General features: G+C 51.5%; 21 protein-coding genes and 1 other annotated feature. Of the genes, 5 read left to right on the top strand and 16 right to left on the bottom strand.

Features of this window, described 5'->3' with window-relative positions; translation table 11 throughout:
* Nucleotides 1-15: 15 nt before the first annotated feature.
* Complete coding sequence (gene mog, locus BEB42_RS02925; RefSeq protein ID WP_001094685.1) at nucleotides 16-603, bottom strand: molybdopterin adenylyltransferase; 588 nt, start codon at nucleotides 601-603, stop codon at nucleotides 16-18.
* Between the two features lie 114 nt (nucleotides 604-717).
* Nucleotides 718-1,671, bottom strand: coding sequence for a transaldolase (tal, locus tag BEB42_RS02930; RefSeq protein ID WP_000130188.1), 954 nt, complete (start codon nucleotides 1,669-1,671; stop codon nucleotides 718-720).
* Nucleotides 1,672-1,949: 278 nt separating this feature from the next.
* Between tal and BEB42_RS02935 the strand changes: the two genes are divergently transcribed.
* Nucleotides 1,950-3,380 (top strand): alanine/glycine:cation symporter family protein, encoded by a 1,431-nt coding sequence (locus BEB42_RS02935; RefSeq protein ID WP_001112573.1) that lies wholly within the window; start codon nucleotides 1,950-1,952, stop codon nucleotides 3,378-3,380.
* Nucleotides 3,381-3,449: 69 nt separating this feature from the next.
* Nucleotides 3,450-4,226, top strand: a complete 777-nt coding sequence (gene yaaA, locus BEB42_RS02940) for a peroxide stress protein YaaA (protein ID WP_000906178.1) — start codon at nucleotides 3,450-3,452, stop codon at nucleotides 4,224-4,226.
* Nucleotides 4,227-4,378: 152 nt separating this feature from the next.
* On the opposite strand, the gene BEB42_RS02945 is transcribed toward yaaA, so the two are convergent.
* The 7 genes from BEB42_RS02945 to yjjY all read right to left on the bottom strand — a co-directional run bounded on the left by BEB42_RS02945 (nucleotide 4,379) and on the right by yjjY (nucleotide 11,158).
* Nucleotides 4,379-4,675: a DUF2502 domain-containing protein gene (locus BEB42_RS02945; RefSeq protein ID WP_000738723.1), complete on the bottom strand. Its 297-nt coding sequence runs from the start codon at nucleotides 4,673-4,675 to the stop codon at nucleotides 4,379-4,381.
* Between the two features lie 213 nt (nucleotides 4,676-4,888).
* The gene (thrC, locus tag BEB42_RS02950; protein ID WP_000781057.1) at nucleotides 4,889-6,175 is read right to left on the bottom strand and encodes a threonine synthase; all 1,287 of its coding nucleotides are present in this window, start codon (nucleotides 6,173-6,175) and stop codon (nucleotides 4,889-4,891) included.
* Nucleotides 6,176-7,108, bottom strand: coding sequence for a homoserine kinase (gene thrB, locus BEB42_RS02955; RefSeq protein WP_000241655.1), 933 nt, complete (start codon nucleotides 7,106-7,108; stop codon nucleotides 6,176-6,178). It lies immediately after the preceding gene.
* Between the two features lies 1 nt (nucleotide 7,109).
* Nucleotides 7,110-9,572 carry a bifunctional aspartate kinase/homoserine dehydrogenase I gene (gene thrA / locus BEB42_RS02960; RefSeq protein WP_001264706.1) on the bottom strand — a complete coding sequence of 821 codons (2,463 nt, stop codon included), beginning with the start codon at nucleotides 9,570-9,572 and terminating at the stop codon, nucleotides 7,110-7,112.
* A gap of 25 nt (nucleotides 9,573-9,597) precedes the next feature.
* Nucleotides 9,598-9,717, bottom strand: a sequence feature (Thr leader region).
* A complete protein-coding gene (gene thrL / locus BEB42_RS02965; RefSeq protein WP_001386572.1) occupies nucleotides 9,653-9,718 on the bottom strand; it encodes a thr operon leader peptide in 66 nt (21 codons plus the stop codon). Its footprint overlaps the feature before it by 65 nt.
* A 213-nt stretch (nucleotides 9,719-9,931) precedes the next feature.
* Nucleotides 9,932-10,618 (bottom strand): tRNA/rRNA methyltransferase, encoded by a 687-nt coding sequence (locus tag BEB42_RS02970; RefSeq protein ID WP_001223153.1) that lies wholly within the window; start codon nucleotides 10,616-10,618, stop codon nucleotides 9,932-9,934.
* A 399-nt stretch (nucleotides 10,619-11,017) separates the two neighbouring features.
* The gene (gene yjjY, locus BEB42_RS02975) at nucleotides 11,018-11,158 is read right to left on the bottom strand and encodes a protein YjjY (RefSeq protein ID WP_001303782.1); all 141 of its coding nucleotides are present in this window, start codon (nucleotides 11,156-11,158) and stop codon (nucleotides 11,018-11,020) included.
* A gap of 95 nt (nucleotides 11,159-11,253) precedes the next feature.
* Here yjjY and arcA point away from each other — a divergent pair, with 95 nt between their 5' ends.
* Complete coding sequence (gene arcA / locus BEB42_RS02980) at nucleotides 11,254-11,970, top strand: two-component system response regulator ArcA (RefSeq protein WP_001194358.1); 717 nt, start codon at nucleotides 11,254-11,256, stop codon at nucleotides 11,968-11,970.
* Nucleotides 11,971-12,029: 59 nt separating this feature from the next.
* On the opposite strand, the gene creD is transcribed toward arcA, so the two are convergent.
* From creD to creA, 4 genes are read right to left on the bottom strand one after another with little or no spacing between them, the layout of a single operon-like run.
* Nucleotides 12,030-13,382, bottom strand: coding sequence for a cell envelope integrity protein CreD (gene creD / locus BEB42_RS02985; RefSeq protein ID WP_000920296.1), 1,353 nt, complete (start codon nucleotides 13,380-13,382; stop codon nucleotides 12,030-12,032).
* Between the two features lie 57 nt (nucleotides 13,383-13,439).
* On the bottom strand, nucleotides 13,440-14,864 hold the full coding sequence (gene creC / locus BEB42_RS02990; protein ID WP_001219627.1) for a two-component system sensor histidine kinase CreC: 1,425 nt from the start codon (nucleotides 14,862-14,864) through the stop codon (nucleotides 13,440-13,442).
* Nucleotides 14,864-15,553 (bottom strand): two-component system response regulator CreB, encoded by a 690-nt coding sequence (gene creB / locus BEB42_RS02995; protein WP_001188682.1) that lies wholly within the window; start codon nucleotides 15,551-15,553, stop codon nucleotides 14,864-14,866. Before creB ends, creC begins: the two co-directional genes overlap by 1 nt.
* A 12-nt stretch (nucleotides 15,554-15,565) precedes the next feature.
* Nucleotides 15,566-16,039: a protein CreA gene (gene creA, locus BEB42_RS03000; RefSeq protein ID WP_000875487.1), complete on the bottom strand. Its 474-nt coding sequence runs from the start codon at nucleotides 16,037-16,039 to the stop codon at nucleotides 15,566-15,568.
* 210 nt (nucleotides 16,040-16,249) lie between these two features.
* On the opposite strand from creA, the gene robA reads away from it, so the two are divergent.
* On the top strand, nucleotides 16,250-17,119 hold the full coding sequence (gene robA / locus BEB42_RS03005) for an MDR efflux pump AcrAB transcriptional activator RobA (RefSeq protein WP_000371666.1): 870 nt from the start codon (nucleotides 16,250-16,252) through the stop codon (nucleotides 17,117-17,119).
* On the opposite strand, the gene gpmB is transcribed toward robA, so the two are convergent.
* Nucleotides 17,116-17,763 carry a 2,3-diphosphoglycerate-dependent phosphoglycerate mutase GpmB gene (gpmB, locus tag BEB42_RS03010; RefSeq protein WP_000942351.1) on the bottom strand — a complete coding sequence of 216 codons (648 nt, stop codon included), beginning with the start codon at nucleotides 17,761-17,763 and terminating at the stop codon, nucleotides 17,116-17,118. The two genes, robA and gpmB, sit on opposite strands and share 4 nt — an antisense overlap.
* Nucleotides 17,764-17,814: 51 nt before the next feature.
* On the opposite strand from gpmB, the gene yjjX reads away from it, so the two are divergent.
* A complete protein-coding gene (yjjX, locus tag BEB42_RS03015) occupies nucleotides 17,815-18,330 on the top strand; it encodes an inosine/xanthosine triphosphatase (RefSeq protein ID WP_022646480.1) in 516 nt (171 codons plus the stop codon).
* Here the strand turns inward: yjjX and trpR are convergent.
* The gene (gene trpR / locus BEB42_RS03020) at nucleotides 18,324-18,650 is read right to left on the bottom strand and encodes a trp operon repressor (protein ID WP_000068675.1); all 327 of its coding nucleotides are present in this window, start codon (nucleotides 18,648-18,650) and stop codon (nucleotides 18,324-18,326) included. The genes yjjX and trpR overlap by 7 nt on opposite strands.
* An 89-nt stretch (nucleotides 18,651-18,739) precedes the next feature.
* Nucleotides 18,740-20,677, bottom strand: coding sequence for a murein transglycosylase (sltY, locus tag BEB42_RS03025; RefSeq protein ID WP_000409430.1), 1,938 nt, complete (start codon nucleotides 20,675-20,677; stop codon nucleotides 18,740-18,742).
* Between the last annotated feature and the right edge of the window lie 210 nt (nucleotides 20,678-20,887).

Here is a 20,887-nt window from a genome sequence, read left to right on the forward strand (position 1 = left end):
CATGGGGGGATTTTTTTATTCGCTAACTTCGCGTCTTGCACTCTTCGGTCTGAATGCTGCAACTACTTCCGGTGCCGTTTCAACGTATGGCCCTTCCAGCAACTGAATGCAGTACGGTACGCTGGCAAAAATACCGTGCACCACAACGTTACCCTCAGCGTCCTTCACACCTTCCAGCGTCTCTTTAATAGACTTCGGCTGACCGGGTAAGTTAAGGATTAGTGCTTGTTTGCGAATCACGCCCACCTGGCGCGAAAGGATCGCGGTTGGAACAAAATGCAGGCTAATTTGGCGCATCTGTTCACCAAAGCCCGGCATCTCGCGGTCCGCTACTGCCAGCGTCGCATCGGGCGTGACGTCACGACGCGCCGGACCAGTTCCGCCCGTGGTGAGCACCAGATGGCAACTCATTTCATCCACCAGCTCACACAACGTTTGCTCAATGATCGCCTGCTCATCGGGGATTAAGCGGGTTTCCAGTTCAAACGGCGTGGTCAGCGCCGATGTCAGCCATTCTTCCAGCGCAGGGATGCCTTTATCCTGATAAACGCCGCTGGATGCGCGATCAGAGATGGAAACTAAGCCAATACGTAAAGTATTCATTAAGATTTTTCCGTTTAAACAGTCTCGTTAAACAGAATGATACACTGCGAAGGGAGTGACAGACAGGCTTCAGAAGAGGTAGCGTGACCGACTTCCCGGTCACGCTAAGAATGATTACAGCAGATCGCCGATCATTTTTTCCAGTTTTTCCTGGTCAACAGCAAACTTACGGATACCTTCCGCCAGTTTATCTACTGCCATTGGATCCTGGTTGTGCTGCCACAGGAACTCGGACTCAGTGATACGCGCCGGACGCGCTTTCACTTCGCCGGTGTAAGACAGTTTACGCTCGACAGCCCCTTCGCTCTCAGCCAGCTCTTTCAGCAGTGCCGGTGCGATGGTCAGACGGTCGCAGCCTGCCAGTTCCAGAATTTCGCCGATGTTACGGAAGCTTGCGCCCATCACCACGGTTTCATAACCGTGCTCTTTGTAGTACTGATAGATTTCAGATACAGAAACCACGCCCGGATCTTCTGCCGGAGCGTACTCTTTCTTATCGGTATTCGCTTTGTACCAGTCAAGAATACGGCCAACAAACGGCGAGATCAGGAACACGCCCGCTTCCGCACAAGCACGAGCCTGAGCGAAGGAGAACAACAGGGTCAGGTTACAGTTGATACCTTCTTTTTCCAGCTGTTCTGCAGCACGGATACCCTGCCAGGTAGAAGCCAGTTTGATCAGAATACGATCGTTGCTAATACCTGCATCGTTGTAGAGCTTGATCAGGCGTTTTGCTTTCGCAATTGACGCTTCGGTGTCATAGGAAAGACGCGCATCAACCTCAGTTGAGATACGGCCCGGAACCAGTTTCAGGATTTCCAGACCAATATTTACTGCCAGTTTGTCGGTCGCGTCCACGATCTGCTGCGCGCGATCGTTGCTCTGCTGTTTCGCCCAGGCGACAGCATCATCAATCAACTTACGATATTCCGGAATCTGCGCTGCGTTAAGAATGAGAGAAGGGTTAGTTGTGGCATCCTGCGGTTGATACAGCTTCATTGCCGCGATGTCCCCAGTGTCGGCCACTACGGTGGTGTACTGACGAAGGGAGGTCAATTTGTCCGTCATGATAGTATTTCTCTTTAAACAGCTTGTTAGGGGGATGTAACCGGTCTGCCCTGATGATATCACGACGCAACGTCAGCGCAACCGCCGACAAGACGGTTATCGCCAGGCGAGGCTGTTTCGGATTTCTGACACTGCGTTGATATCGCCCGCCATTTTTATACAAAACCTCATGTATGCTACGCAGAAGTTATCAACTACCTCGTAGCGTATATACTTCTTAAACAATTGGTAACGTTTACACAGGAAAGTCATCGCGACCGGCAATAAGAGGGATATGCATGCCAGATTTTTTCTCCTTTATTAACAGCGTCCTTTGGGGATCGGTAATGATTTACCTGCTCTTCGGCGCAGGTTGTTGGTTCACTTTTCGCACCGGATTTGTGCAGTTTCGCTACATCCGCCAGTTTGGCAAAAGTCTTAAAAATAGCATTCATCCACAGCCAGGCGGTTTAACCTCATTTCAGTCATTGTGTACCAGTCTTGCGGCGCGCGTGGGTAGCGGCAACCTGGCTGGCGTTGCGCTGGCTATTACCGCCGGTGGACCAGGTGCCGTCTTCTGGATGTGGGTTGCCGCGTTTATCGGCATGGCGACCTCGTTTGCCGAATGTTCCCTTGCACAACTTTATAAAGAACGTGACGTTAATGGGCAGTTTCGTGGCGGACCGGCATGGTATATGGCGCGCGGGCTGGGGATGCGCTGGATGGGCGTTCTGTTCGCCCTCTTTTTGCTCATCGCCTACGGCATAATTTTCAGCGGAGTTCAGGCGAACGCCGTTGCCCGAGCCCTGAGTTTTTCTTTTGATTTTCCCCCGCTGGTGACAGGCATTATTCTTGCTGTCTTTGCTCTGCTGGCAATCACTCGCGGTCTTCATGGCGTCGCCCGGCTCATGCAGGGGTTTGTCCCGTTGATGGCGATAATCTGGGTACTGACCAGCCTGGTAATTTGCGTAATGAATATCGGGCAACTTCCCCACGTCATTTGGTCTATTTTTGAGAGTGCTTTTGGCTGGCAGGAAGCGGCAGGCGGCGCGGCGGGATATACCTTAAGCCAGGCGATTACTAACGGTTTTCAGCGCAGTATGTTTTCCAATGAGGCGGGAATGGGGTCGACGCCAAACGCGGCAGCGGCAGCTGCGTCCTGGCCTCCGCATCCCGCAGCGCAAGGGATTGTCCAGATGATTGGCATTTTTATCGACACCCTGGTCATCTGTACGGCAAGCGCCATGCTGATATTACTGGCTGGCAACGGCACAACCTACATGCCACTGGAAGGTATTCAGCTTATCCAGAAGGCGATGCGGGTGTTAATGGGTTCCTGGGGTGCGGAGTTTGTTACCCTCGTGGTTATTCTGTTTGCCTTCAGCTCCATCGTTGCCAACTACATTTATGCCGAAAACAATCTCTTCTTCTTACGCCTGAACAACCCTAAAGCGATCTGGTGTCTGCGAATCTGCACCTTCGCAACGGTCATCGGCGGCACCTTGCTAAGTCTTCCGCTGATGTGGCAACTGGCAGATATCATAATGGCCTGCATGGCTATTACCAATTTGACCGCCATATTACTGCTCTCGCCTGTGGTTCATACCATTGCCAGTGATTATCTACGCCAGCGTAAACTCGGCGTGCGCCCGGTGTTTGATCCGTTGCGTTATCCGGATATTGGTCGCCAGCTTTCTCCGGACGCGTGGGATGATGTTTCGCAGGAGTAATCACAACTATCGATCAACTCATTCTCTTTTTTTGCTAAAGTCGGCATAAATTTCCTGCAAGGACTGGATATGCTGATTCTTATTTCACCTGCGAAAACGCTCGATTACCAAAGCCCGTTGCCCACCACGCGCTATACGCTGCCGGAGCTGTTAGACAATTCCCAGCAGTTGATCCATGAAGCGCGGAAACTGACGCCTCCACAGATTAGCACGCTGATGCGCATCAGCGACAAACTGGCGGGCATCAACGCCGCTCGCTTTCATGACTGGCAGCCAGATTTCACGCCAGAGAATGCCCGACAGGCGATTCTGGCGTTTAAAGGTGATGTCTACACCGGCTTGCAGGCCGAAACCTTCAGCGAAGACGATTTCGATTTTGCCCAACAACATTTGCGAATGCTTTCCGGCTTGTATGGCGTACTGCGCCCGCTCGATTTAATGCAGCCTTATCGTCTGGAAATGGGGATCCGTCTTGAGAATGCCCGAGGGAAAGATCTGTATCAATTCTGGGGAGATATCATCACCAACAAGCTGAACGAGGCGCTCGCAGCACAAGGCGATAATGTGGTGATTAATCTGGCGTCAGATGAGTATTTTAAATCGGTGAAGCCGAAGAAATTGAATGCCGAGATTATCAAGCCAGTGTTCCTCGATGAGAAGAACGGCAAATTTAAGATAATCAGCTTCTACGCTAAGAAAGCACGCGGTCTGATGAGTCGTTTCATTATTGAAAATCGGCTGACCAAACCAGAGCAACTGACTGGTTTTAATAGCGAAGGTTACTTCTTTGATGAAGCTTCCTCCAGCAACGGCGAACTGGTGTTTAAACGCTACGAGCAGCGTTAAGTTTGCAGTAAATACCGGATGCGGCGTGAACGCCTTATCCGGCCTACAAAAGCATGCAGATTCAATATATTGCAGAATTAACGTAGGCCTGATAAGACGCGCCAGCGTCGCATCAGGCGCTGAATGCCGGATTGTTACCCGGCATTTGTCATTTAGCGGTGATGTTTGCCTGGACCATGACCGCCGTGATGATCATGAGGAGCTTTCTTATGGTGGCGCGGCGGTGGCGGCGGTCCGTGTGGGTGCCAGCGATTGCCTCGCCATTCATAATGTTGTTTCCACCAGCCGTGGTCGCGCCAGTGACCGCCATCCCAGTAATAGCCACGATTATCACGATCGCCTATCTGTAATTTTACTGACGGGACTAACGTAATTTCCGCAGCCTGTGCTGCCATGGGAGCGACCAGAACCAGGGAAAGTGCGAGTACGATAGATTGCATCTTTTTCACAGGTTACTCCTTTTATCATTGCCCGTTATGGGTCGATATCCGGAGATTACGCGATGAGAACGGCGGTTGTTATTCTCCGCAATCCTAATCTCTAAGTTACCGCATTTATTGAGAATTTCTCCTTTTTTCCTGTCGTTTTTCTCCATATTTTCTTCATAAAAAAGCCGGGCTGTATAAAAGCAAACCCGGCCTGATTGAGATAATGAATAGATGTTACTGATGATTCATCATCAATTTACGCAACGCAGCAAAATCGGCGGGCAGATTATGCGAAAGCAAGGGTAAATCAGCACGTTCTGCCAGCTCTTTTGGCAGATCCAATGTTTCACCGAGAATCGCCTCCACGCTCTCTTTAAATTTCGCCGGATGCGCGGTGCCGAGGAACAAGCCATATTCGCCTGGATGCAACTGGTCGCGCAGCGCACGATAAGCTACGGCAGCGTGCGGCTCCGAGGTATAGCCCAGCGCTTTTAACTCACGCATTGTCTGTTGCGTGGTTTCATCATCCACGGCTGCATAGCCCAGCTCTTTCAGTTGCCAGATTTTGCGGCGGAATAACTCCTCCACACGCGGCCAGTTGTTCGGCTGACTCACGTCCATCGCGTTGGATAACGTCGCCTGAGTCGCTTTGGGTGACCACTGCCCGTCGTGCAGGAAACGCGGCACGGTATCGTTCACGTTAGTGGCAGCGATAAAACGCTTCACCGGCAGGCCAAGAGATTTCGCCAGCAGGCCCGCAGTCAAATCGCCGAAGTTACCGCTCGGCACCGAGACAACCAGCTGGTTGCGCGCTTCCTGCGGCAGCTGCGCAACAGCTTCAAAGTAGTAGCAAATCTGCGCCAGCAAACGGCTGATGTTAATGGAGTTAGCAGAGTTTAGCCCCAGCGCCACTTTCAGTTCTTCATCATCAAACGCCTGCTTCACCAGCGCCTGACAGGCATCGAAATCGCCGTCGATGGCAACAGTTTCAATATTGCCGCCCAATGTACAGAACAGTTTTTCTTGCAGTGGACTGATTTTGCCTCTTGGATAGAGGATAACCACTTTCACATTCGGTAAACCGTAGAAAGCATGAGCCACTGCCGCTCCAGTATCACCGGAGGTCGCGGTCAGAATGGTCACTGGCTTATCGCCCGCAATATGGGTCAGCATTTGTGCCATAAAGCGACCGCCGAAATCTTTAAATGCCAGTGTTGGCCCATGAAACAATTCCAGACAACCGACATCGCTTTCAACATTGGCGACCGGAGCCGGGAAAGCAAACGCCGCGCGCACGCGCTCTTCCAGTATTTCCTGCGGGATCTCATCACCAATAAACGCCGAGAGGATCTTCGCACTGCGGGTGACAAAATCCAGTTTCAGCATCTCATCAATTTCAGTCAGGCTAAATTCCGGCAGGTCGTGCGGAAAAAACAGCCCCTGATTTTTGCCCAACCCCTGAGTTACGGCTTGCGCAAAGCTGACCTGTTCGTTGTGATCTTTCAGATTGTAGAGTTTCATTTAGTTTTCCAGTACTCGTGCGCCCGCCGTATCCAGCCGGCAAATATGAACAAAACCTTCCTGATTTTGCAGGTAGTTCTTACCCAACCAGTCGGCAACGCGCTGGGCGGTATCCGGCTTGTCACACAGAGCGAACAAAGTCGGGCCAGAGCCGGAGATACCGCTCGCTACCGCGCCGATTTCCGCGACCGCCTGCCGCGCCTGCTTGAAGCCAGGCAGTAAACGTTCACGGTAAGGTTCAGCGATAACATCTTTCATCAACTTCGCGGCAAGCTCAGGCTGACGGGAATAGCAGGCGTGAATGAAGCCTGCCAGATGTCGCCCGTGCGCAATGCAATCCTGGCGGCGATACTGTGCCGGTAAAATAGCCCGGGCTTCTGCCGTCGAGACTTTAATCCCCGGATATGCCAGCACCCACAGCCACTCATCAAACCCCGGCACTTGCTGGCTGATGATGTCGTTTTCTTCGATCATCAACTGCATACCACCAAGAAAACACGGTGCCACGTTATCGTAATGAATGCTGCCGGAGATACGCCCTTCCAGCTCGCCCATCAAAGCCAACAAACGAGTGTCATTAAGCGGCTTGCCGCAGTGTTCATTCATCGCCATCAGCGCCGCGACCACCGAACAGGCACTGGAGCCTAAGCCCGAGCCGATCGGCATATTCTTTTCCAGAGTCATCGCCACTGGAATTTGCTTGCCCAGCTCCTGGCAAAAACGCTCCCAGCACTGATAAACGATATTTTCCCTTGGTTCTGACGGCAGCTTATCGGCAAAGCGTCCAAGGTTGTTGAGACTGAATGTCTCTGCCGCCTCAACCGTGACTACATCTCCGAGCAATGCACCATCAACGGGTGTCACCGCCGCCCCGAGCACATCAAACCCGACGCTCATATTGGCACTGGAAGCCGGGGCATAAACTTTAACCATGTCAGACTCCTAACTTCCATGAGAGGGTACGTAGCAGATCGGCAAAGACACCAGCAGCTGTAACGTCATTGCCCGCGCCATATCCGCGCAGAACCAACGGCAGCGGCTGATAATAGTGGCTATAGAAGGCCAGGGCGTTTTCGCCATTTTTCACTTTGAACAGCGGATCATTGCCATCCACTTCGGCAATCTTCACGCGGCAGATGCCATCTTCATCAATATTGCCAACATAGCGCAAAACTTTGCCCTCATCACGAGCCTTCGCCACGCGTGCGGCAAAGAGATCGTCGAGCTGTGACAGATTCGCCATAAAAGCTGCAACATCACCCTCTGCGTTAAACTCTGCGGGCAGCACAGGTTCAATTTCAATATCCGCCAGTTCCAGTTCACGTCCCGTTTCACGGGCGAGAATCAATAGCTTACGCGCCACATCCATACCAGAAAGATCATCTCGCGGGTCCGGTTCGGTATAACCCATTTCCCGCGCCAGCGTGGTCGCCTCGGAGAAACTCATGCCTTCGTCTAACTTGCCGAAGATATAAGAAAGCGAACCGGAAAGAATGCCGGAGAACTTCATTAATTCATCACCTGCGTTGAGCAGATTTTGCAGGTTCTCAATAACCGGTAATCCAGCCCCAACGTTAGTGTCATAGAGGAATTTACGCCGCGATTTTTCCGCCGCATAACGCAACTGATGGTAGTAATCCATCGACGAGGTGTTGGCCTTTTTGTTTGGCGTAACCACGTGGAAACCTTCGCGCAGGAAGTCAGCATACTGATCCGCCACCGCCTGGCTGGAGGTACAGTCGACAATCACCGGATTCAGCAAATGATATTCTTTCACCAGGCGAATTAAGCGCCCGAGGTTAAACGGCTCTTTGGCTTGCGCCAGTTCTTCCTGCCAGTTCTCCAGATTAAGGCCATGCACATTGGTGAGCAGAGCCTTTGAGTTGGCAACGCCGCAGACACGTAAGTCGATATGTTTATTCTTCAGCCAGCTTTGCTGGCGCTTCAGTTGCTCCAGCAGCGCACCGCCAACACCACCGACGCCAATTACAAACACTTCGATAACCTGATCGGTATTGAACAGCATCTGATGAGTAACGCGCACACCAGTGGTCGCATCATCGTTATTTACCACGACAGAGATTGAGCGTTCAGAAGATCCCTGAGCAATGGCGACAATGTTGATATTGGCGCGGGCCAGCGCGGCAAAGAATTTCGCCGAGATCCCACGCAAGGTGCGCATACCATCACCTACCACTGAGATAATGGCTAGCCGTTCCGTCACCGCCAGCGGCTCCAGCAAGCCTTCCTTCAGTTCAAGATAGAACTCTTCCTGCATCGCCCGTTCAGCTCGCACACAGTCGCTTTGTGGAACGCAGAAACTGATACTGTATTCGGAAGATGATTGCGTAATCAGCACCACGGAAATACGGGCGCGTGACATCGCTGCAAAGACGCGCGCCGCCATGCCGACCATTCCTTTCATCCCCGGGCCGGAAACACTGAACATTGCCATATTATTCAGATTGGAAATGCCCTTGACCGGTAATTCGTCTTCATCACGGCTGGCACCAATGAGCGTACCTGGTGCTTGAGGATTTCCGGTATTTTTAATCAGGCAAGGGATTTGGAACTGGGCGATGGGGGTAATGGTGCGGGGGTGAAGAACTTTAGCGCCGAAGTAGGAAAGCTCCATCGCTTCCTGATAGGACATCGACTTCAACAACCTCGCATCGGGCACCTGACGCGGGTCGCAGGTATAGACCCCGTCAACGTCCGTCCAGATCTCGCAACAATCGGCGCGTAAACAGGCAGCCAGTACCGCGGCGGAGTAGTCGGAACCGTTACGTCCAAGCACCACCAGTTCGCCTTTTTCATTACCGGCGGTGAAACCTGCCATCAGCACCATGTGGTCAGCCGGAATGCGGCTTGCCGCAATACGGCGGGTGGACTCAGCAATATCGACGGTAGATTCGAGGTAATGACCGACTGCCAGCAGTTTTTCGACCGGATCGATTACGGTAACGTTGTGACCACGCGCTTCTAACACGCCGGCCATAATGGCGATCGACATTTTCTCGCCACGGCAAATCAGTGCCGCGTTGATGCTATCCGGGCACTGCCCTAACAAACTAATACCATGCAGGACATGTTTAATTTGGGCAAATTCCTGGTCGACGAAAGTTTTCAGCTGCGCCAGCGGGAATCCCGGCTGAGCGGCGGCAAGTCCCGTCAGAAGTTCGGCAAAAATACGTTCGGCATCGCTGATATTGGGTAAAGCATCCTGGCCGCTAATCGTTTTTTCAATCATCGCCACCAGGTGGTTGGTGATTTTGGCAGGGGCAGAGAGGACGGTAGCCACCTGCCCCTGCCTGGCATTGCTTTCCAGAATATCGGCAACCCGCAGAAAACGTTCTGCATTTGCCACTGATGTACCGCCGAACTTCAACACTCGCATGGTTGTTACCTCGTTACCTTTGGTCGAAAAAAAAGCCCGCACTGTCAGGTGCGGGCTTTTTTCTGTGTTTCCTGTACGCGTCAGCCCGCACCGTTACCTGTGGTAATGGTGATGGTGGTGGTAATGGTGGTGCTAATGCGTTTCATGGATGTTGTGTACTCTGTAATTTTTATCTGTCTGTGCGCTATGCCTATATTGGTTAAAGTATTTAGTGACCTAAGTCAATAAAATTTTAATTTACTCACGGCAGGTAACCAGTTCAGAAGCTGCTGTCAGAGACTCTTTTTTTAATCCACACAGAGACATATTGCCCGTTGCAGTCAGAATGAAAAGCTGAAAAATACTTACTAAGGCGTTTTTTATTTGGTGATATTTTTTTCAATATCATGCAGCAAACGATGCAACATTGCCGTGTCTCGTTGCTCTAAAAGCCCCAGCCGTTGTTGTAACCAGTCGACCAGTTTTGTGTCATCTGCCACTGCCAGGGTCGTCAGCAATGACATGGCTCGTTCGCGTAAAGCTTGCAGTTGATGTTGGTCTGCCGTTGTGTCACTTTTGGCCGGTTGTTGTATTAATGTTGCTAATTGATAGCAATAAACCATCACCGCCTGTCCCAGATTCAGCGAAGGATAATCTGCCACCATCGGCACACCAGTAAGAACGTCAGCCAAGGCTAACTCCTCGTTAGTCAGCCCGGAATCTTCGCGACCAAACACCAGCGCTGCATGGCTCATCCACGAGGATTTTTCCTCTAACAGCGGCACCAGTTCCACCGGCGTGGCGTAGTAATGATATTTCGCCCGACTGCGTGCAGTGGTGGCGACAGTGAAGTCGACATCGTGTAACGATTCAGCCAGAGTTGGGAAAACTTTAATATTATCAATAATATCACCAGATCCATGTGCAACCCAGCGGGTAGCTGGCTCCAGGTGTGCCTGACTATCGACAATTCGCAGCTCGCTAAACCCCATCGTTTTCATTGCCCGCGCCGCTGCCCCAATATTTTCTGCTCTGGCGGGTGCGACCAGAATAATCGTTATACGCATATTGACACTCTTCTTGACCTAATAACCGCGCACAGGGTGATCATTGTCAACTTATTACGCGGATCGAATTTACAACCCCTTAACGTAAGTCGCAGAAAAAGCCCTTCACTTAACTTAAAAAAGGCTAAACTATTTCCTGACTATACTAATGGTTGAATTGTTAAAAAATGCTACATATCCTTCTGTTTACTTAGGATAATTTTATAAAAAATAAATCTCGACAATTGGATTCACCACGTTTATTAGTTGTATGATGCAACTAGTTGGATTATTAAAATAATGTGACGAAAGCTAGCATTTAGATACGATGATTTCATCAAACTGTTAACGTGCTACAATTGAACTTGATATATGTCAACGAAGCGTAGTTTTATTGGGTGTCCGGCCCCTCTTAGCCTGTTATGTTGCTGTTAAAATGGTTAGGATGACAGCCGTTTTTGACACTGTCGGGTCCTGAGGGAAAGTACCCACGACCAAGCTAATGATGTTGTTGACGTTGATGGAAAGTGCATCAAGAACGCAATTACGTACTTTAGTCATGTTACGCCGATCATGTTAATTTGCAGCATGCATCAGGCAGGTCAGGGACTTTTGTACTTCCTGTTTCGATTTAGTTGGCAATTTAGGTAGCAAACATGCAGACCCCGCACATTCTTATCGTTGAAGACGAGTTGGTAACACGCAACACGTTGAAAAGTATTTTCGAAGCGGAAGGCTATGATGTTTTCGAAGCGACAGATGGCGCGGAAATGCATCAGATCCTCTCTGAATATGACATCAACCTGGTGATCATGGATATCAATCTGCCGGGTAAGAACGGTCTTCTGTTAGCGCGTGAACTGCGCGAGCAGGCGAATGTTGCGTTGATGTTCCTGACTGGCCGTGACAACGAAGTCGATAAAATTCTCGGCCTCGAAATCGGTGCAGATGATTACATCACCAAACCGTTCAACCCGCGTGAACTGACTATTCGTGCACGCAACCTGCTGTCCCGTACCATGAATCTTGGTACTGTCAGCGAAGAACGTCGTAGCGTTGAAAGCTACAAGTTCAATGGTTGGGAACTGGACATCAACAGCCGTTCGCTGATCGGCCCTGATGGCGAGCAGTACAAGCTGCCGCGCAGCGAGTTCCGCGCCATGCTTCACTTCTGTGAAAACCCAGGCAAAATTCAGTCCCGTGCTGAACTGCTGAAGAAAATGACCGGCCGTGAGCTGAAACCGCACGACCGTACTGTAGACGTGACGATCCGCCGTATTCGTAAACATTTCGAATCTACGCCGGATACGCCGGAAATCATCGCCACCATTCACGGTGAAGGTTATCGCTTCTGCGGTGATCTGGAAGATTAATCGGCTTTACCACCGTCAAAAAAAACGGCGCTTTTTAGCGCCGTTTTTATTTTTCAACCTTATTTCCAGATACGTAACTCATCGTCCGTTGTAACTTCTTTACTGGCTTTCATTTTCGGCAGTGAAAACGCATACCAGTCGATATTACGGGTCACAAACATCATGCCGGCCAGCGCCACCATCAGCACACTGGTTCCCAATAACAGTGCGCTATCGGCAGAGTTGAGCAGTCCCCACATCACACCATCCAGCAACAACAGCGCGAGAGTAAACAACATGCTGTTGCGCCAGCCTTTTAATACCGCCTGCAAGTAAATACCGTTCATTAACGCCCCTATCAGGCTGGCGATTATCCATGCCACGGTAAAACCGGTATGTTCAGAAAGCGCCAGCAAGAGCAAATAAAACATCACCAATGAAAGCCCCACCAGCAAATATTGCATTGGGTGTAAACGTTGCGCGGTGAGCGTTTCAAAAACAAAGAACGCCATAAAAGTCAGTGCAATCAGCAGAATGGCGTACTTAGTCGCACGGTCCGTTAATTGGTATTGATCGGCTGGCGTCGTCACTGCGACGCTAAACGCGGGGAAGTTTTCCCAGCCGGTATCATTGCCTGAAGCAAAACGCTCACCGAGATTATTAGCAAACCAGCTGCTTTGCCATTGCGCCTGAAAACCTGACTCACTAACTTCCCGTTTGGCTGGCAGAAAATCACCTAAAAAACTGGGATGCGGCCAGTTGCTGGTTAAGGTCATTTCGCTATTACGCCCGGCAGGCACCACAGAAAGATTGCCGGTACCGCTTAAATTCAGCGCCATATTCAGCTTCAGGTTCTGCTTCCGCCAGTCCCCTTCGGGTAAAGGGATATGCACGCCCTGCCCGCCTTGATCTAACCCGGTACCGGGTTCAATGGTCAGCGCCGTTCCGTTAACGTCAGGTGCTTTCACCACACCTATACCACGCGCATCCCCGACGCCAATCACAATAAATGGCTTGCCTAAGGTGATATTTGGCGCATTGAGTTCGCTAAGACGCGAAACATCAAAATCGGCTTTTAGCGTTAAATCACTGTGCCAGACCTGACCGGTATAAATCCCAATCTTGCGTTCTTCCACGTTCTGATTGCCATCAACCATCAATGACTCAGGTAACCAAAAATGGATAAAACTTCGTTTCCGCTCCACGGTTTTATCCTCTTCCTGCACCGTATAAAGCTCGGTCACAGGAATAGCGATGAGCGGTCCAACAAGTTTCTGCGGCCCGCTGGTACTTTGCCGAATCGCATCTTCCACATCGCTACGATAATCGGCACGTTCGACAATCACCTGCCGAATCAGCATTATCGGAATCAACAACAGCAATACTGCAGCAAACAGGGTGGTCATTTTCCAGAACAGGGGGGATTTCAACATAGTCTTCTCCTTTGCAATGACCGCAGGTTACAAAGGCTATGTGGGAAGAATTTGAAGCTATGTGAAGTGACGGTGAAGTCGAAGCGAAGCCAGCACACCGCCTTGTGGCACGTTGCACAGTGTGACTTCGCCATTAAGCAAACGGGCAACCTCACTGACGAACGCCAACCCCAGACCACTACTTTTTTGCCCATTCGCACGCGGCAAAGAGTAAAAGCGCTCAAAAACACGCGACAGGGCGTAGTCAGGAATACCACTACCGGTATCCAGCACCTTAAGCGTGACGTGTTCCTGCTCCACTTCGGCGCTTAGCGTTATACGACCGCTCTCGGGGGTAAAATCGATGGCGTTATCCAGTAAATTCCCCAGCGCCTGCTCCAGTAACGCCGATTCAGCAGCAACGTTAACCTCGGTGGGCATAACATGTAGAGTGATGTTTTTTTCCGCCAACTGCACGGTGCGCGCTTCGCTGATGCGGCGAAATAATGCCGTCACATCAACAGCAGTCAGAACGACTTCCTGACGATTCTCCAGTCTTGCCTGGCGTAGTAACGTTTCCACCAGTGCCTGCATTCGCGCATTTTGCGTCAGAATGTTGTCGGTAAAACGAGCCACCACTTCCGGCGGCGGGCCTTCGCGTAAAATTTCCGCCGCTCCACGAATCGCCGCCAGTGGGCTTTTTAGCTCATGAGTTAATGCGTAAACATACTGCTCAATATAGTTTTTCCCTTCCAGCTTCACGCGCATACTTTCCAGCGCCTGCGCGAGTTTACGCAGCTCGCTACTACCGAGATCGGGGAGAGGAACGGGCTTATTGTCAGTGACGGAATCAGCATAGCGAGTGAGCCGGGCAATGGAGCGGTTGATCCACCAAACCATGCCTGCGCCAATCACCAGTGCAATCCCCAACAAAATGGCGCTGGCCCATAAAATTCGCCGCTCGCTGCGCTTAATGACCGGAGCCATCGCCGCGTTCGGTTTGCCTACGCTCAAAACGCCAATAAGCCGCGAGCCGTCCATAATTGGCGCGGCAACATACATCACAGAACTTTCGGGATCGTCAGGATTTTGCAACGTGCTGCGCGCACCATACTGACCACGCAACGTTAGCCAGACGTCATTCCAGCGCGAGTAATCCTGTCCAACGGCTTTATTTGCCGAATCGAACAATACTTTGCCCTGCGCATCGGTCATGTAGACATGATATTCATTACGAACTTTGTGAATGCCACCGATATTGGCGCGAAACGGGCGATGTTGTAGCTGATTAAACGCCTGCGCCAGTTGCCCATGCGTTGGATCCCCAGAGAGCAAATCAGAACGCGCCAGCTCTGCCAGCAATGTTGCGGTGTCGATCAACGTTCCCTCCGTTGCTCTTCGCACGCCCGGTTTAACTTCTTTGACAAAAATTGCCAGTACGAACCAGGCCGCCACTGCCACCAGTAAAAAATAGCCCAGCAACAACCTCATGCCGATACGCATCACAGTCCCCTCAGGCTATATCCCATGCCGCGATGAGTATTAATCGGGGAAAGATCGGGGTTAATGGCGCGCAGCTTGGCACGCAGCGTTTTAATGTGGGTATCGACGGTGCGATCGTAGGTGTCCTGCGCATCTTCCCACACGCTATCCATCAGTTGCTGGCGGGACCAGACGCGGCCCGGCGACTTGAGTAATGTTTTCAGCAGCAAAAACTCATACCGCGTCAGCGTTAATGGCGTGTCAAACCAGCTGATCTGCGCCGCAGGTTCATTCAATTCAAAATGACCAATACGGATAACGGGAGACGGCGTCGAGAACTTCCTCACCCGACGCAGTAAGGTGCGCACTCTGGCGCACACTTCGCGAGGTGAAAACGGTTTAGCCACGTAGTCGTCAGCGCCAATTTCCAGCCCAAGCAGGCGATCGACCTCTTCACTTCGGGCCGTCAGGAACAGTACAGGTAACGCCGGATGGAGCGCCAGTAACTGGCGGCACAATTCAAAGCCGCTGATATCAGGCAAACCAACATCGAGAATCATGACATCGGGAACCTGCTGGCGAGCTTTATCCAGCACCGGCAAGCCTCGCTCAAAGACCTCGACGGCAAAACCTTCCTGTTGCAACATGTAGACTAGCGTGTCGGCTATCCCTTGCTCATCTTCCACTAACCAGACCGTTTCCCGTTGCATAAATCGCCTCTGTTATTGCCGCCACGGCATGACAGGAACCGCGCTAATCGCGTTTTTCGGCGAACCTTCTACGACTTTGTCGGAGTAAGCCAGATAAGCGAGCGCGTTGCGTTTGGCGTCATAAAAGCGCACGACCTGTAACGACTTAAAGACCAGGGACGTGCGTTTTTTGAATACTACCTCGCCCTGAGCTTTGCCGTTTTTAATGCGATCTGACAGTTCAATCGGCCCGACTTGCTGACAAGAAATAGCCGCATCGGAAGTATCTTCCGCCAGGCCCAATCCCCCTTTAATACCGCCGGTTTTCGCCCGGCTCACATAGCAGGTGACATTTTTCACATCGGGATCGTCAAAGGCTTCTACGACAATTTTGTGATCAGGACCGATCATTTTAAATACAGTGTCGACCGAACCAATCTCTTCTGCATGAGCCAACGGCCCCAGCATTATCAGGCTTAAAGACAGAATCAAATGCTTGTATTTCATATTGTTACCATTTTTATCTATGACATGAGCAATTAGTTCACCACGATAAATAACATATTGATTAAGAACAAAATCTCAATACTTTTATTTCCGTCAAGACCTAAAACATACTCGACTAAGAAAAAAACACTGAATGCTAAAACAGCAAAAAATGCTATTATCCAATTACCTGATGTCAGGTGCTCGTTGTTGAAAGGATGAGGATATTTTATGGATCAGGCCGGCATTATTCGCGACCTTTTAATCTGGCTGGAAGGTCATCTGGATCAGCCCCTGTCGCTCGACAATGTAGCGGCGAAAGCAGGTTATTCCAAGTGGCACTTACAGAGAATGTTTAAAGATGTCACTGGTCATGCTATTGGCGCGTATATTCGTGCTCGTCGTTTGTCGAAATCGGCGGTCGCACTACGCCTGACTGCGCGTCCGATTCTGGATATCGCGCTGCAATACCGCTTCGACTCTCAACAGACATTTACTCGCGCATTCAAGAAGCAGTTTGCCCAAACTCCTGCTCTTTACCGCCGTTCTCCTGAATGGAGCGCCTTTGGTATTCGCCCGCCGCTACGTCTGGGTGAATTCACCATGCCAGAGCACAAATTTGTGACGCTGGAAGATACGCCGCTGATTGGTGTTACCCAGAGTTACTCCTGTTCGCTGGAACAAATCTCTGATTTCCGCCATGAAATGCGTTATCAGTTCTGGCACGATTTTCTTGGCAACGCGCCGACCATTCCGCCTGTGCTCTACGGCCTGAATGAAACGCGTCCGAGCCAGGATAAAGACGACGAGCAAGAGGTGTTCTATACCACCGCATTAGCCCAGGATCAGGCAGATGGCTATGTATTGACCGGGCATCCTGTGATGCTGCAAGGCGGTGAATATGTGATGTTTACCTATGAAGGTCTGGGAACAGGCGTGCAGGAGTTTATCCTGACGGTATACGGAACGTGCATGCCAATGCTTAACCTGACGCGCCGTAAAGGTCAGGATATTGAGCGATACTACCCGGCAGAAGATGCCAAAGCGGGAGATCGCCCAATTAATCTGCGCTGTGAACTGCTGATTCCGATCCGTCGTTAACGCTGCAGCTCATCTAATGCAGGGGCGTCCAGATGCGAGATGTCCCCTGCGGTTTCAACCACCCAGCCAGACGCCAGCCACAAGCTTTCCTGATAATCCACGCGCGAAATAGAACAGTTACGCAGACGTAAGCGACGCTCTGCCCATGCTGGTAATCCGAGAATCGTACTCACCAGGCATCCCAGTGCAATACCGTGGCTCACCAGCAGCGGTCGGCTTCCCTGCGGTAATTCCCGACAAGATTCCAGTGCCGCATTGACACGATCGCTGAGCTCCTGCATAGACTCGCCTTCAGGAATACGTCCGTCGACAGTGCCATTGACCAGCTGCCGACGCCAGTTTTCTTCTTCTTCGGTGAGTGAATCGATATTTCTTGTTTCCAGTACACCCATATTTAATTCACGCAGGCGAGAATCAAAGATGATGTCACAGCCGCAGGCCTGGGCGATGATTTCCGCCGTGCGGCGGGTGCGCCCTAAATCGCTACTGATGATATGCGTAATGCCAAGCTCTTTGGCACGGGTCGCCACCTGCATCGCCTGTTGCTCACCTTTGGCAGTCAGCGGGCTGTCAGACTGGCCCTGAATACGTCGCTCGGCGTTCCACTGCGTTTCACCGTGGCGGACTAGGTATACCTGTAACATGCTTTTTTTCCGTATACTGCTGTAACGTTAATTTTCTGAGTAATGCTGATTATGCACCAAGTTGTCTGTGCGACCACCAATCCCGCTAAAATTCAGGCCATTCTGCAGGCATTTCACGAGATCTTCGGCGAAGGATCCTGCCATATTGCATCCGTTGCCGTCGAGAGCGGTGTACCGGAACAGCCCTTTGGTAGTGAGGAAACGCGCGCTGGCGCACGAAATCGGGTGGCAAATGCTCGCTGTTTACATCCAGAGGCTGATTTTTGGGTGGCGATTGAAGCTGGCATTGATGGTGACAGCACCTTCAGTTGGGTGGTGATTGAAAACGCCAGCCAGCGTGGCGAAGCGCGTTCGGCAACTTTGCCGTTGCCTGAGGTGATTCTGGAGAAAGTGCGTGAAGGCGAGGCGCTCGGCCCTGTGATGTCGCGTTATACCGGCATTGATGAAATTGGCCGTAAAGAAGGTGCAATCGGCGTATTTACCGCCGGGAAGCTCACTCGCGCCAGCGTCTATCACCAGGCGGTGATCCTGGCGCTGAGTCCGTTTCATAATGCCGTGTATCAGTGATCTTTCAGCAACACCTCTTCCAGCCACTGGCGCAGATCGACGGGCGCGGCTTTCAGGCTGTTAGATCCACGCGTAATCGTCGCGATGCCCGCGCCGAGTTCATTTTTCAACTCACGCTGGCTCATTTCGCCGCGCAACAGCTCTTCGACAATACGCACGCGAGTCCCCAACGCTTCGCGCTCATCTGGCGTCAGCATCAGGTTTAACAACGGTAAATGGAGATCGTTTTGGTAGGCATTCTTAAGCAGGTCGACAAAACGTAACCACTCCTGGTGACGCTGTTCTGCCATCGCTGCTGAATAGGGTGATTGTTGGGCCATAATATGTCGCCATTGTTAGCGGGGGAAGCAAAATGCCTCCCCCGGTTGTACTCGCTAAAGAGTACGATAGCATATCATAAACGTGCGGATCAGTAACGACGTCCCCATTCCGTGGCGCTCATCAACGTTGGTTTATCCCCCATGAAATAGCGGTAGTAAGCGTCATAAGCCAGCACGTTCTTCACATAACCGCGCGTCTCGGAGAACGGAATACTCTCGACAAATGCCACTGCGTCGATACGACCAGCGCTGTTGCCGAGCCAGGTGCGCACTCGTCCAGGTCCGGCGTTATAAGCTGCTGAGGCGAAAATACGGTTATTGCCAAACTGCTGATAAACATATTGCAGGTAACTGGTGCCGATGTTGATGTTCGTTTCCGGATCCAGCAATTGCCCAGGGCTGCTGTAGCCAGGAATAGAGAACATCTTCACCGTATGGGTCGCCGTACCAGGCATAATCTGCATCAGCCCGCTGGCCCCTACCGGTGACTTCACTTTCGGATTCCAGGCGCTCTCCTGACGGGCAATCGCCATTGCATAGCTTTGCGGGATGTCTTTGCCGTTGGTGTAACGTTCGAAGAGATCGTTGTAGGCCAGTGGGAATCGTTCTTCCAGATGATCCCACAACTTCCCGGCGATCGTCGCCTGAACGCTGAGATCCCACCATTGGTTGTTGAAAGCATACCGTGCCAGCTGTGCCTGCTCTGTTTTTGACTTGCTCTTCACCAGATTGGCCCACTCGCTGCGCGCGGTGTTATCGAGATTCCAGTACATCAACTCGCGCACGCGCGCCATCTCCGGCCCCTGAGTCAGGGTGCTGTCAACATTCTGCGGCGCTTTATCAATCTTCAGCTCATACTCTTCGCCGATGCGCTGTGCAGCAACCATCGGGTAGAAACCACGCTGTTGCATGAGTTGATGCAGAATCTCTTTCGCTTCAGCTTCGCGTCCGCGTTCCAGCAATAAATCGGCCTGCCAGTAACGCCATTCATCTTTCTCTTTCGCTTCCATCGGCAAACGCGCCAGCCAGGTATTCAGGCCACGCCGATCGCCAGTGCCAAGCGCCATCCGCACTCGGCGTTCAATCAACGAGGTGGATTGCGAGCGCATAATGGCGTCATCGCGCCATTTCGCCTGCTCGTCGGTGACATCGTTGCCCATCAAACGCCAGGCGACGATATCGCGCAGTTCCTGAATCTGATCTTCATTAAGCTGCTGTGCCTGAGCAAGCGATGGAATCATCAGCCGTGCATTTTCAGCATCCTGCCGCGCCACGCTGGCAAACGCCACCGCCGCCATTTGACGGGTAAAATCGGTCGCACCGGTTGTACGCGCGAAGGTCAGTACCGTATTAGGGTTGTTCGCCAGAGAAATAATCGCCGAGGCGATAGTCTGGTAATCAGCAGGCATCTGCCCTGCCAGCACTGTCACCAGGCCTGTGTTACCCGCTTTCATCGCCAGACGGATACGCTCCAGATACGCCAGCGGATCTTGTTTGCCTGACGCACGCCAGACGCTAAATAACTTGTCACAGGCGTTAGGCTGGCTCTTGCCGGTTAGCCACAGCTCTTTCGCCCCTTGCCAGGCTTCTTCACTCTGCCCGGTGTTCCATTTCGCATAGTAGTAATTACATTGCGCTTCGGTAGTTCCGGGCTTTTCCGGGCTAAAGGCTAACAAACCACGCCAGTCTTCACGCCGCGCCAGTTCATTGACGAAACGAGATTGCAGCGTGCGAGCGGGAGGAAGCGTGGGGTTAGCGCGAACAAAGTTAGTGACCGTCACCGCCGGTTGATTCATCAGGTCATCGGTGATCTGGCGGTATTCCAGATAGGGATAAAGTGGATAATCCTTCAGTCCAGGCATCATTTGTTCGACCACATCCATTTGTCGATTATCCCAGGCCTGCTTAATTTGCGCGTAACGGCTACGCTGCTCATCCAGTGAGTCGGCTCGCGCCACGCTGCTGACCGTCAGCAGACAGACACCGACAGCCAACAGCCGCCAGGTAACGTGTTTGGCTTTTTCCACAAGCGCATCCTCTAAGTGTCAATACATCAATGCAGCGTCATGCCGCGTAATAGATTTATGCTAACCAGTCATTGCCGTTTACGCCACGTTACGGACACTTTTTTACTTTTACTGCGAGGGTGATCGACCGGCTGGGATTAGATAAGGAAACAGGCTACACTTCGCCTTTGAAAACTCATCATCACGATAAACATAGAGGCGAAGTCCAAC

Source organism: Escherichia sp. MOD1-EC5990, from assembly GCF_002965285.1.
Classification (GTDB): Bacteria; Pseudomonadota; Gammaproteobacteria; order Enterobacterales; family Enterobacteriaceae; genus Escherichia; species Escherichia coli_F.